This is a genomic window from Caballeronia glathei, from assembly GCF_000698595.1.
In the GTDB taxonomy this organism is placed as follows: domain Bacteria; phylum Pseudomonadota; class Gammaproteobacteria; order Burkholderiales; family Burkholderiaceae; genus Caballeronia; species Caballeronia glathei.
In genome coordinates, this window is record NZ_JFHC01000081.1 from 1 (window position 1) to 12,194 (window position 12,194).

A 12,194-nucleotide genomic window follows, 5' to 3' on the forward strand; every position below is an offset into this window, starting at 1 on the left:
ATGAATACGTCGATCTGTACGTGATCTGACGACCAGCCGGAAATATCGCGCGGGAGGTACGAAGGCGAAGGGCGCACAGGTGCGCCCTTCGCTTTAGCGTCGCACCCAGTCGGTCCACAGGACAACGAGTATCGTCATCAGCGCGGGCCCGATGAACAGCCCGACCAGCCCGAACGTCTCCGCTCCGCCCAGAATGCCGAACAATACGAGCAGGAACGGCAGGCGCGTCGATCCACCGATCAGCACCGGCCGCACGAAGTGCTCGGCGACGAACACGACGATGAGCCCGAACGCGGCCACGCCGATCGCCGCGACCGTTGCGCCGTTCGCGAGCAGCCACAACGCCGCGCCGAGGAACACGATCGGCGCGCAGAACGGCAGCATCGCCGCGACGGCGGTCAGCATGCCGAGAAGGGTTGCGTGCGGCACGCCGGCAATCGCATAGGCGATCCCGAGCAGCGCGCCTTCGCCAAGCCCCACCACGACGAGTCCCACCACCGTGCTGCGCACCGAATCCGCCATGCGCCGCGCGAGCATCGCACCGTCCGCGCCGAACGCGCGGCGGGACGCCGCGAACAACTGCTCGCCGAGCCTCGAGCCCGCCTGAAACAGAAAGAACAGCGTGACCAGCATGAAGCCGAAAATGACGAGGCCATGCACGACGCGGCCACCCAGGTGCCGCGTCATCGCGACGACGGTCGCGCTATGCAGGTTGTGCACGGCCGGCGACGACCCGAGCGGTGTCGCGAGATTCTCCTGCCACCACGCGGCAATCTGATGCGAGCCGACGGGCAGGCGATCGATCAGCGCCGGCATCGGGATGCCCGAGCGCAGCACCTCGTGGAACCAGTGCATCATGTCGCGCGCCTCGCTCGCCGCCTGCGTCGCGACGACCGCGAACGGCACGACGAACAGCAGTCCGATGGCGGCGGTCAGCCCGATTGCGAGCCACGTGCCGTGCTTCCTGAAGCGGGGCCGCTCTTCGAGCCAGCCGAGCGCCGGCCACAGCGCGATCGCGATCACGGCGGCCCACACCACGGCGGGAATGAATGCGCGCACGGTCCAGAGCGCAATCGCGACCAGCACGGTATAAAGCACCGCCGAGGCCGCTCGCTGCAACCGCCGGGTGCGTAGCGAATCTTCGGAAGGAGTCTGCTCGGGTGGGATCATCGGCTTCGCTGGTGGGCAAGTGGGCTCGGGCCATGCAGGCGTGTGCGTTGCATTGTAAGGGCAAGCCGCGCGGAATGAATTCGACGTCTTTCAGACAGCTTCCATCCCGCTATCCATCTTTACAAATCATTCGTTCGCGTTCCCTATAATCCGCTTCCCTGCCCCAAGCAAGGTGTTTGCAGTGAAAGCCATCGAACCTGTCGTCTGCCTTTGCGTCATGTGTGTCACCGCTCTCGTCGCCGGATGCTCGTCCGGTCTGAACCGGGAGAAGGAAGAAACGGCCAACGCGGCATACGGCATTGTCGTGCAGCCGGTGAAAGGCGGTGTGGAGATGCGCATGCTCGAAACCGCGCTATTCGATCCCGACGACGCGCAGATCCGCCCCGCCAGCATGGACGTGATCGAACGCGCAGCCACCCTGCTCAAGCGCAGCACGAGGCCGGTCCTGATCGAAGGACATACCGACAACGAGGGATCGCGCGCGTACAACGACGCGCTGTCCGAAGCGCGCGCGGAAAGCGTCGCGCGTGAGCTGATTGCGCGGGGCGTGCCCGCCGCGCGCATCAGGGCGAAGGGAATGGCCTATCTGCGGCCGATCGCGAGCAACAGCACGCCCGAAGGGCGTGCACGGAACCGTCGCGTGGAGATTCTCGTGAAGACCGAGAATGAGGAAACGCTGCTCGGCGCGAAGCCGGTCATGCTCCTGCCACTTCCAAGATAAGCAGCTGCGCGCCGTCGCTCACCTGATCGCCGACGGCAAAGAGGATCTCGCCCACCTTGCCCGTGGCCGGAGCCACGATGGTGTGCTCCATCTTCATCGCCTCCATCACGAGGAGCGGCGCGCCCTTTTCCACCGACGCCCCCGCCTCCACCAGCACCGCGATCACCTTGCCGGGCATCGGCGCGGTAAGACGGCCTTCGTGCTCGGCATCGGCCGCATGCGCCATCAGGTTCTGCCACTCGAACGTGAGCGATGCGCCCTGGTAGAACACATGAAACACGTCGCCGTCGATGAACACGCGGCCCTTGATCAGCGACTCGTCGAGCAGCACCGCGAACGTGTTCGCTTCGCCCGCATGCGACCAGTCGAAGCGCACATTGGCGCCCAGCAGTTCGAGCCGCTTGCCGTCGGCGTGACCCGAGGTCGATTCGCGCGTGAACACGGCCTGCAGCGCTTCATCGGAATCGATCGCGCGCCAGTTCAGGTCCTGGCTGTAGCCGCCGCTCATGCGCCAGTGCGAAAGCGCATCCCACGGCGAATTGCCGTGTGCCTCGCCGCCTTCGCGCGTAAGCAGCGCCGCGCAGGCAAGCGCGAGCGCCTCTTTCTTCGGTACCGTCGACGGCGCGAACAGCACATCGTGATTGCGCTCGATCAGGCCCGTGTCGAGATCGCCCCCGGAAAACGGCTCGCTCGCGACGATGCGCTGAAGGAACTCCACATTCGTATGCGGCCCGACCACCTCGCATTCGCGCAGCGCGCGCGACATGCGCGCGAGCGCATCGGCGCGGTCTTCACCGTGCACGATCAGCTTCGCGATCATCGGATCGTAGAACGGCGTGATGGTGTCGCCTTCGCGCACGCCACTGTCGACACGCACCTTGCCTTCGATCGTGAACTCCACCGCCTGCGGCACGCGCAGATGCTTGAGCGTGCCGGTGGATGGAAGAAACCCGCGCGACGGATTCTCCGCATAGATGCGCGCCTCGATCGCGTGACCCTGGACTTTGAGTTCCTGCTGCTTCAGCGGCAGCGGCTCGCCCGATGCAACCCTGAGTTGCCACTCCACCAGATCGAGCCCGGTCACCATCTCGGTCACCGGATGCTCCACCTGCAGGCGCGTGTTCATCTCCATGAAGTAGAACTGGCCGTCCTGCGTCATGATGAATTCGACGGTGCCCGCGCCCACGTAATTCACGGCGCGCGCAGCCGCGACCGCGGCTTCGCCCATCGCGCGCCGTACTTCGCCGGAAAGGCCCGGCGCGGGCGCTTCTTCCAGCACCTTCTGGTGGCGGCGCTGCACCGAGCAGTCACGATCGAACAGATAGACCGCGCCGCCGTGCTTGTCCGCAAAGACCTGCACTTCGACATGCCGCGGCCGCAGCAGATACTTTTCGATCAACACGCGGTCATTGCCGAAGCTGCTCGCCGCCTCGCGCTTGCACGACACGAGCGCGGCCGCGAAGTCCGCGCTCTTTTCGACGACGCGCATGCCCTTGCCGCCGCCGCCCGCGCTGGCCTTCAGCAGCACCGGATAGCCGATGCGATCCGCCTCTCGCTGCAGGAGCGCCGGGTCCTGGTCGTCGCCGTGATAGCCGGGCACGAGCGGCACCGACGCCGTCTGCATCAGCGCCTTGGCCGCAGCCTTTGAGCCCATCGCGGAAATCGCCTCGACCGGCGGTCCGATGAAGACGAGCCCGGCCTTGTCGCAGGCGCGCCCGAAGTCCTCGTTCTCCGAGAGAAAGCCGTAGCCGGGGTGAATTGCCTGCGCGCCGGTTTTCAGGGCGGCCTCGATGATGCGCTCGATGCGCAGATAGCTTTCGCCCGCGGCCGGTGCGCCGACGTGCACCGCTTCATCGCAGACCGCGACGTGCTTCGCCTTCGCATCCGCGTCGGAATACACGGCGACGCTGCCGACGCCCAGGCGCTTCGCCGTCGCCGCGACGCGGCACGCGATCTCGCCGCGGTTCGCGATCAGAATTTTGTTGAACATGGCAGAGCCTTGAGTGAGAGAAGGAGCATCACATCCGGAACACGCCGAAACGCGTGTCCTCGATGGGCGCGTTCATCGACGCCGCGAGACCGAGACCGAGCACGTCGCGCGTCTGCGCGGGATCGATCACGCCGTCGTCCCAGAGGCGCGCGCTCGCGTAATACGGATGGCCCTGCAACTCGTATTGCTCGCGGATCGGCGCCTTGAACGCTTCCTCGTCTTCCTTCGACCAGCTTCCGCCCTTGCCTTCGATGCCGTCGCGCCGCACCGTCGCAAGCACCGACGCAGCCTGCTCGCCGCCCATCACGGAGATGCGCGCGTTCGGCCACATCCACAGAAAACGCGGCGAATACGCGCGCCCGCACATGCCGTAATTGCCCGCGCCGAACGAGCCGCCGATGATCACCGTGAACTTCGGCACCTTCGCCGTGGCCACCGCCGTCACCATCTTCGCGCCGTTTCGCGCGATGCCCTCGTTCTCGTACTTGCGCCCCACCATGAAACCCGTGATGTTCTGCAGGAACACGAGCGGAATCTTGCGCTGGCAGCACAGCTCGATGAAGTGCGTACCCTTTAGCGCCGACTCGGAAAACAGGATGCCGTTGTTCGCGATGATCCCGACCGGATGGCCCCAGATGTGCGCGAAGCCGGTGACGAGCGTCGTGCCGTAGCGCGCCTTGAACTCGTCGAAGGCGGAGTCGTCGACGATGCGGGCGATCACTTCGCGCACGTCGAAGGGCTTCCTCGTATCGACAGGGATCACGCCATAGACGCTTTGCGGGTCGTAGCGCGGCGGCAGCGGTTCCTTCAGCGCGAGCGGCGCCGCTTTCACGCGATTCAGGTTACCGACGATGCTGCGGGCAATGCCCAGCGCGTGCGCGTCATTCTGCGCGAGATGATCGACGACGCCGGAAAGACGCGTATGCACGTCGCCGCCGCCCAGGTCTTCAGCGCTGACTTCCTCGCCCGTCGCCGCTTTCACCAGCGGCGGGCCGCCCAGGAAAATCGTGCCCTGGTTCTTCACGATGATCGACTCGTCGCTCATCGCGGGCACGTAGGCGCCGCCCGCGGTGCACGAGCCCATCACGACCGCGATCTGCGCAATGCCCTGCGCCGACATGTTCGCCTGGTTGTAGAAGATGCGGCCGAAGTGATCGCGGTCGGGGAACACGTCGTCCTGATTCGGCAGGTTCGCACCGCCCGAGTCGACGAGATACACGCACGGCAGCCGGTTCTGCTCGGCGATCTCCTGCGCACGCAAGTGCTTCTTCACCGTGATCGGATAGTACGTGCCGCCCTTGACCGTCGCGTCGTTGCAGACGATCACGCACTCCTGCCCCGCGATGCGGCCGATGCCCGTGATGACGCCCGCGCCCGGCGCGTCGTCGTTATACATGCCGTAGGCGGCGAGTTGCGACAGTTCGAGAAACGGCGTGCCCGGATCGAGCAGTTGCGCGATGCGGTCGCGCGGCAGCAGCTTGTTGCGTGCGACGTGCTTGTCGCGCGCCGCCTGTCCGCCGCCGAGCGCGAGCTTCGCGACCTTCTCCTTCAGGTCCGCGACGACCGCTTCGAGCGCCGCCGCATTGGCCCGGAATTCCTCGCCGCGCGGATTCAGTTTCGTTTCGATGATCGGCATGGCGCGCCCTTTTATGCCGTTTCGGCAAAGAGTTCGCGGCCGATCAGCATGCGGCGGATCTCGCTCGTGCCCGCGCCGATTTCATAGAGCTTCGCGTCGCGCCAGAGACGCCCGACCGGATACTCGTTGATATAGCCGTTGCCGCCGAGAATCTGGATCGCCTCGCCCGCCATCCACGTGGCCTTTTCCGCCGTGTACAGGATCACGCCCGCGCAGTCCTTGCGCACGTGGCGCACGTGACCGGAACCCAGCGTGTCGAGCTGGCGTCCGACCGCGTAGAGATACGCGCGGCACGCCTGCAAGGTCGTGTACAGGTCGGCGACCTTGCCCTGGATCAGCTGGAATTCCCCGATGGATTGCCCGAACTGCTTGCGATCGTGGATATACGGCACGACCGCATCCATGCACGCGAGCATGATGCCGGTCGGCCCGCCCGCGAGCACGGCGCGCTCGTAGTCGAGGCCGCTCATCAGCACCTTCGCGCCGCCGTTGAGCTGACCGAGAATGTTCTCCTTCGGCACTTCGACGTTCTCGAACACCAGTTCGCCCGTGTGCGAGCCGCGCATGCCGAGCTTGTCGAGCTTCTGCGCAACCGAGAAGCCCTTCATGCCCTTCTCGACGATGAACGCCGTGATGCCGCGCGCGCCCGCTTCGATATCGGTTTTCGCATAGACGACCAGCGTGTCGCAGTCCGGCCCGTTGGTGATCCACATCTTGGTGCCGTTGAGCACATAGTGGTCGCCTTTCTCGTCGGCGCGCAGCTTCATGCTGACCACGTCCGATCCCGCGTTGGGCTCGCTCATCGCGAGCGCGCCGACGTGCTCGCCCGACACGAGCTTCGGCAGGTACTGGCGCTTTTGCGCCTCGGTGCCGTTGCGATGGATCTGGTTCACGCACAGGTTCGAATGCGCACCATACGACAGCCCCACCGACGCCGACGCCCGCGAGATCTCCTCCATCGCGATCATGTGCGCCGTGTAGCCCATGTTGGCGCCGCCGTATTCCTCGGACACCGTCATGCCGAGCACGCCCAGGTCGCCGAATTTCTTCCACAGGTCCATCGGGAACTGGTCGGTGCGGTCGATTTCACCGGCACGCGGCGCGATTTCCTTCGCGCAGAAGTTCGCGAGCGAATCGCGCAGCATGTCGATGTCTTCGCCCAACGCGAAGTTCAGGCCGGGTAGGTTGGTCATGGGGTGTCTCCTCCAGATTCAATGTTTTCGGCGCACCATGAAGATGAGTCATGCTCACACACGGCGCCTCGCAGGCGAATTGGGCAATTTCACGCTCAAATGCGCTGGCCGTCAATACATTTTTGAGCTACGCTCACATTTATTTCCGCACTCATTCCCGCCATGTCCTCCACGCCGACCGCCACCAGCCGCCGCACGCCGACGGGCGTCAAATCGCAGCAGCGCGTGAAGGACATCCTTCAGGCGGGCCGCGACGTGTTCGCCGAAAAGGGCTACGACGCGGCCACGAGCGCGGAGATCGCGCAGCGCGCCGGCATCTCTGAAGCCACCGTATTCAGCTATTTCAGCGGGAAGCGGGAGTTGTGCGCGAGGGTGATCGCGGATTGGTATGACGAAATCATCGCGGCGTTCGAAACCGGCCTGCCGCGCGACGGCAGCGTGCGCCAGCAGTTCGCGTTCATCGTGCGAACGCATCTGAGGCTGATGCTCGTGAACGGCACGGGGCTGTGCGCGCTGGTTCTGTCAGAAGGGCGCACGAAGCGGCACGACCTGAGCGACACGCTCACCGAACTGCAACGGCGCTACACCGCCCCACTGATGAACGTGCTTGCGCGCGGACAGGAACTCGGACACGTGCGCTCCGACATTCCGCTGCGGCTGATGCGCTCACTCGTGTTCGGGCCGATGGAACACGTCCTGTGGGATGCGGCGCTCGCGAAGCGCCGGCTGAGTCAGGCTCAGATCGATACGACCGCCAACGAGCTGATCGACGTGCTGTGGGCCGCACTGCAGCCGCCGGACGCGAACGCAGCGGCGCTCGCGCAGTTCCGGCAGGATGTGGACGAGGCGTCGCGCCGCCTGGAAGAGCGCGAGAAGAGGGCCCGCGCTAGGTCCTGATGAAGCGCCTGACGAGGCGCGCGATTGCCGGCACGGCCGTCGGCCGCAGCAGGCGTGCGTCGTAGCCGCTCATGCGGCGCTCGTTCTCGGCGAGGCACAAGTCGATGAGCGCCCTCGCCGACACCCCGCCGCCCACCGAATCCCCGACGTTCGCCGGAAAGTTCACGTCCTGCGCGGCGCCGCTCGTATCGAAGCCGCGCGCGAGCGAGACGCGGTCGCGGATCAGCGAAATCCAGACGCTCAAGGTCTTCATGAAGAACCCGGGCCGCCGGTACCACGGCAGGCTGCGCCGGTACCACGCCACCCAGTTCGCGAAGAACAGGATGTGGCGCGCTTCTTCCTGTATGACCGGCTCGAAGGTGTCGACCAGTTCTTCGGGAAAATAGCCCGACTGGCGCGCCGCTTCGAACAGGCCGAAGGCAAAGAAACTGTCGATGCACTCGCTGTAGCCGGTGAGCATCCACGCGCGCAACGCGTCGGCGGGCGCGTGATACGGCGGCTCGGGTGCGAGCGCTATGCCGTATGCCTCGACGAGCTTCGAGAGCACGACCTTGTGACGCGCTTCCTCTTCGCCGTTCATCGTGATGGCTTCGCGAAGCAGCGGATCGGCCACGCTCGCCGCGTAGGTCGCCACCCGTATGGACGCGCGCCCCTCCGTCTGCACCGCGATGTCCCAGACCGGCAGCGACGTCACGCGCCTGAGCGCCGCTGGCGGAAGCGCCGGCCAGTCGATCACCGCGGGCTTGTATGGATTGTGCGTCGTGAGCAGCATCTCGCAGAACATCCGCTTGTGGCGGGCGGAACCAATCTGGATCTGACCGGCGGAACGATGCGTCCAGTGACGCATCGCATGATCCGCCTCGGCTGGGCTGAGCGTATCGGACATGTCGGAGTGAGGAGTGCACGTTATGCAGATTCTGGCATAACGTGCGCGGGCACGCAGGAACCGCCCTGGGCGCGGCCCCCGGCCCTCCTTTCACTGCGAAATGCTCTCCAGCGCCATGTCGCGCGTCTTCGGACCCATGAGCCCGATCGCCGCCATCACGATCATCATCGCGGCGGCGATGAACACGAACACGCCGGTCGTGCCGAACTGCTTGAGCACGCCCGCGATCATGAACGACGTGAAGATCGCCGAGAACCGGCTCCACGAATAGACGAAGCCCACCGCACGCGCGCGGATGCTGGTCGGGAAGAGCTCGGTCTGATAGGCGTGATAGCTGTACGAGATGATATTGCCCGCGAGCGTGAGGCATACGCCCATCGCCACCAGGAACCACGCCCCCGATGCCTGGCTGAACAGCACCCCGCACACCACGTTCGCGCCCGCCATCACGACGATCACGGTCTTGCGCTCGAAGCGGTCGGCAATGACAAGGCCGATGATCGGGCCGATGGGCGCGGCGATCGCGATGATCGTCGAGTACATGAGGCTCGTCGTGACCGTGATGCCCTGCTTGACGAGCAGCGTGGGCACCCAGTTGGCGAAACCGTAGAAGCCGACCGTCTGGAACACGTTGAAGATGATCATCATGACCGCACGCTTGCCGTAGGGCGGCTTCCACATGTCGCGAAACGAGCCGCGCATCGGCACCGGCTCGGGCGCCGCGGGCAGCGGCAGCGGCCGGCCGTATTCCTTTTCGACCTTCGCTTCCAGCGCGGTCATGACGCGGTCGGCCTCCTCGAACCGCCCCTTCTGCGCGAGCCAGCGCGGGCTCTCCGGCAGATGCCGCCGGATCCACCACACGAAGAGCGCGCCATGCGCGCCGATCACGACCACCCAGCGCCAGCCGTCGATGCCGAACGGTGCACGCGGAACGAGCAGGTACGACAGGAACGCGACGACCGGCACCGCCATGAAGCCAACCGCCTGCTCGCACGCGAACGCGCGGCCGCGAATGTGCTTGGGCACGAGCTCGGAGATGTAGGTGCCGATCGTCACGAGCTCCACGCCGATCCCGAGCCCCGCCATGAAGCGCCAGAAATTCAGGCCGGTGGCCGTCTCCTGGAACGCCATGATCAGGTTCGCGGCCGTGTACCAGAGCAGCGAGTACGTGAAGATCGCGCGCCGGCCGAAGCGGTCGGCGAGAAAGCCGCACGCGATCGTGCCGATGAAGAGCCCCGAGAAGAGCGACGCGATGAAGCTCGCGACGCCCGTCATGCCGAAGAAGCCTGCGGTCGTCGACGTGAGGATGCCGCTCTTCACCAGTCCCGGCGCGACGTAGCCGGAGTACAGCAGATCGTATAGCTCGAAGAAGAAGCCGAGGCTCAGCAGCACGACGAGCTTCCACATGGAGCGCGTCGCGGGCAGGCGGTCGAGCCGGGCCGAGATGACGCCGGCGCTGTGCGCGTCGGATTGAGAGCCGGAGTTTGCGCTCACGGGGGCGCTCATCGCGCGAGGGGTTGTCATCGATTCGTCTCCTGATGAGGCCGGTCTTGCGCCGGCTGCGCCTGCTCTATGGATCAGGCGGCGTCGCCGGCACTCGAAGTCCGGCGCATTTTAACTGCGCAGGTACCTAACCCGCCCGCATCAACGCATCGAACGTGACGATCCTTCCTGCAAACGCGCTCGCCGCAACCGTGTACGGGCTCGCGAGCCACACGCTGCCGGGCCCCGAACGGCCTGGGAAATTGCGGTTGATCGCGCTGATCGTGACATCGCCGGCTGACGTCGACTGGCCCGGTCCGCAGTTCGCGCACGAGCCGCAGCCCGGCATGACGAGCGTGACGCCCGCGGCCTCGAAGGTCGGCAGATAGCCCTGCTCCTCGCAGTAGCGGCGCACGTCCATCGTGCCGAATTGCAGGAAGAGCCGCGTGCCGCTCGCGACCTTCATGCCGCGCTCGACGCCCCAGCGCAGCACTTCGTGGTAGTAGTCGAAGTCCTCGCGCTTGCCCGCCGTGCACGAGCCGCCATAGGCGATGTTCACCGCGACGCCCTGCGCAAGCTTCGACGCCGCCACGCCATTGCCCGGGTCGCCGGGACGCGCGAGCATCGGCTCGATTTCGCCCGCGTCGATGCGGATCACCTGAGCGTAGGCCGCACCGGTGTCGCTCTTCATCCACCGTTCGATGGCGAAATCCACGTCGCGGCGCTCCTTCAGGAACGCGACCGTCTTTTCGTCAGGTTCGACAATGCCCGTGAAGCCGCCCAGTTCCGCGACCATGTTCGTGAGCGTCGCGCGCTCGTCGATCGACATCGCGCGCACCGCGGCTCCTGCGTACTCGAACACGAGCCCGATCGCGCCGCCCGAACGGATCGAGTCGGTGGCGAGCAGATGGAGCACGACGTCCTTCGCGGTCACGCCGGGCCGCAGCGCGCCGTCCACTTCGACGCGCAGCGTCTGCGGCACCTTGCAGCGCACGTAGCCCGTGACCCAGCTGTTCGCGATCTCGGTCGCGCCCGCGCCGAACGCGAGACAGCCGAGCGAGCCCGAATGCGGCGTGTGCGAGTCGGTGCCCGCGACGATCTGGCCCGGCAGCGCGTAACGCTCGGCCATCACCGCATGGCAGATGCCGTCGGAGCCGGGCACGCCGCCCGGCAGCGCGCCGTGCGAGCGCACCGGATAGCGCTGCGCGAACGTCTCGTGACCGCGCATCAGGTTCGCGACGCCCGGCAGCAGGCCGCCCTGCACGTGCGGCACGCTCTGCGGCGCGAGGATCAGGTGATCCTGAAACGCGATAATGTGATCCGGCTCGTGCAGCGTCGCGGGCTGGCCGAACGCACGGTGCATCAGGTGCGCGCACATGCCGGTGAAATAGTCGTGGGAGAAGCGCCAGTCGGCGGCGACGAACACGCCGTCGCCACGCTCGGCCCGCCCGGTGCCCGGATGCAGATGGCGCTCGATGATCTTCTCGACGAGCGTCTTCGGCCCGCCGCCGTTCGCGTGTGCGCCCGCATCCGAGCCAGGCGCGCGCGGCGCGGGCCAGTCGGCGAATTTGCTGTAGGCGAGCAGGCCGCCGCTGCGGATGATCTGCTGCGTGAGCGCGTCGCGGCCCGCGAGGAACGCGTCGATCGGCACGGCCTCGCCCGCCAGGATGCGTTCGAGCACGGAAAAATCGGTGGTCGTCAGAATGCCGATGTTGTCGCAATTCTGCTGATAGATGCGCTCGAAGCTCTCCGCGACGATCAGGCGAATGCCCGCCGACAGCTCCGCGAGCGGGCTCGATTCGCGCGACGACCCCTTGCCGTAGCGCTTGCCCGCGACCGTGATCTGAAAACCGCCGTTCTTCACGTCGAAGTCACCGATCGGCTTCTCGCCGCCCGCCTCGAAGCCGACGTACGGATACTGGCCGAGACGCTCGTCGTAGGTGAGCATGACGGTGACGGGCGTGATTTCGTCGGTCGAGATGTTGTCGCGCAACGGGCCGGCGGCGGCGAGCGTCATCGGCTGGCCTGAAAGCTGCGCGCGCACGACGGCGGGGTCCTGCGAAAGATAGAGCGCGCGGCCGCTCAGGCGAATCAGGTCTTCCATGGCGTCTCCTTGCTACGCGCCACTATAAGACCGGCGTCGCGCGCGGCGAAGCATCGAGTCGGCAACGCTCACGTCTCGATTTGCGAAGGCTCGGCCCGCGGGGCCACCCGGGCGC

Annotated in this window: 9 protein-coding genes; 2 read left to right on the top strand and 7 right to left on the bottom strand. The window is 66.1% G+C overall.

Going from position 1 to position 12,194, the window contains the following annotated elements; genetic code table 11:
• Positions 1-93: 93 nt before the first annotated feature.
• Positions 94-1,170, bottom strand: a complete 1,077-nt coding sequence (locus BG61_RS32560) for an AI-2E family transporter (protein ID WP_035937137.1) — start codon at positions 1,168-1,170, stop codon at positions 94-96.
• 181 nt (positions 1,171-1,351) lie between these two features.
• On the opposite strand from BG61_RS32560, the gene BG61_RS32565 reads away from it, so the two are divergent.
• A complete protein-coding gene (locus tag BG61_RS32565; RefSeq protein ID WP_306434247.1) occupies positions 1,352-1,891 on the top strand; it encodes an OmpA family protein in 540 nt (179 codons plus the stop codon).
• On the opposite strand, the gene BG61_RS32570 is transcribed toward BG61_RS32565, so the two are convergent.
• Genes BG61_RS32570 through BG61_RS32580 form a run of 3 tightly spaced genes read right to left on the bottom strand, consistent with a single transcriptional unit; the run spans position 1,866 to position 6,710 of the window.
• Positions 1,866-3,881 carry an acetyl/propionyl/methylcrotonyl-CoA carboxylase subunit alpha gene (locus tag BG61_RS32570; RefSeq protein WP_035937131.1) on the bottom strand — a complete coding sequence of 672 codons (2,016 nt, stop codon included), beginning with the start codon at positions 3,879-3,881 and terminating at the stop codon, positions 1,866-1,868. The genes BG61_RS32565 and BG61_RS32570 overlap by 26 nt on opposite strands.
• 28 nt (positions 3,882-3,909) lie before the next feature.
• Entirely contained in the window at positions 3,910-5,517 is a 1,608-nt protein-coding gene (locus tag BG61_RS32575; protein WP_035937128.1) for a carboxyl transferase domain-containing protein, read from the bottom strand.
• 11 nt (positions 5,518-5,528) lie between these two features.
• Entirely contained in the window at positions 5,529-6,710 is a 1,182-nt protein-coding gene (locus BG61_RS32580; protein ID WP_035937125.1) for an isovaleryl-CoA dehydrogenase, read from the bottom strand.
• Between the two features lie 162 nt (positions 6,711-6,872).
• Between BG61_RS32580 and BG61_RS32585 the strand changes: the two genes are divergently transcribed.
• The gene (locus BG61_RS32585) at positions 6,873-7,607 is read left to right on the top strand and encodes a TetR/AcrR family transcriptional regulator (RefSeq protein WP_035937123.1); all 735 of its coding nucleotides are present in this window, start codon (positions 6,873-6,875) and stop codon (positions 7,605-7,607) included.
• Here BG61_RS32585 and BG61_RS32590 read toward each other — a convergent pair.
• The 3 genes from BG61_RS32590 to BG61_RS32600 form a co-directional block, all read right to left on the bottom strand.
• Positions 7,597-8,493 carry a ferritin-like domain-containing protein gene (locus tag BG61_RS32590; protein ID WP_035937120.1) on the bottom strand — a complete coding sequence of 299 codons (897 nt, stop codon included), beginning with the start codon at positions 8,491-8,493 and terminating at the stop codon, positions 7,597-7,599. The genes BG61_RS32585 and BG61_RS32590 overlap by 11 nt on opposite strands.
• Positions 8,494-8,583: 90 nt before the next feature.
• On the bottom strand, positions 8,584-9,999 hold the full coding sequence (locus BG61_RS32595) for an MFS transporter (RefSeq protein ID WP_035937116.1): 1,416 nt from the start codon (positions 9,997-9,999) through the stop codon (positions 8,584-8,586).
• Between the two features lie 124 nt (positions 10,000-10,123).
• Positions 10,124-12,079 (bottom strand): aconitase family protein, encoded by a 1,956-nt coding sequence (locus BG61_RS32600; RefSeq protein ID WP_035937114.1) that lies wholly within the window; start codon positions 12,077-12,079, stop codon positions 10,124-10,126.
• Between the last annotated feature and the right edge of the window lie 115 nt (positions 12,080-12,194).

Bases quoted from the DNA above. Each gene is read 5' to 3' on its own strand.
- BG61_RS32560 (WP_035937137.1), bottom strand. From the start codon at position 1,170: ATGATCCCACCCGAGCAGACTCCTTCCGAAGATTCGCTACGCACCCGG.
- BG61_RS32570 (WP_035937131.1), bottom strand. From the start codon at position 3,881: ATGTTCAACAAAATTCTGATCGCGAACCGCGGCGAGATCGCGTGCCGC.
- BG61_RS32575 (WP_035937128.1), bottom strand. From the start codon at position 5,517: ATGCCGATCATCGAAACGAAACTGAATCCGCGCGGCGAGGAATTCCGG.
- BG61_RS32580 (WP_035937125.1), bottom strand. From the start codon at position 6,710: ATGACCAACCTACCCGGCCTGAACTTCGCGTTGGGCGAAGACATCGAC.
- BG61_RS32585 (WP_035937123.1), top strand. From the start codon at position 6,873: ATGTCCTCCACGCCGACCGCCACCAGCCGCCGCACGCCGACGGGCGTC.
- BG61_RS32590 (WP_035937120.1), bottom strand. From the start codon at position 8,493: ATGTCCGATACGCTCAGCCCAGCCGAGGCGGATCATGCGATGCGTCAC.
- BG61_RS32595 (WP_035937116.1), bottom strand. From the start codon at position 9,999: ATGAGCGCCCCCGTGAGCGCAAACTCCGGCTCTCAATCCGACGCGCAC.
- BG61_RS32600 (WP_035937114.1), bottom strand. From the start codon at position 12,079: ATGGAAGACCTGATTCGCCTGAGCGGCCGCGCGCTCTATCTTTCGCAG.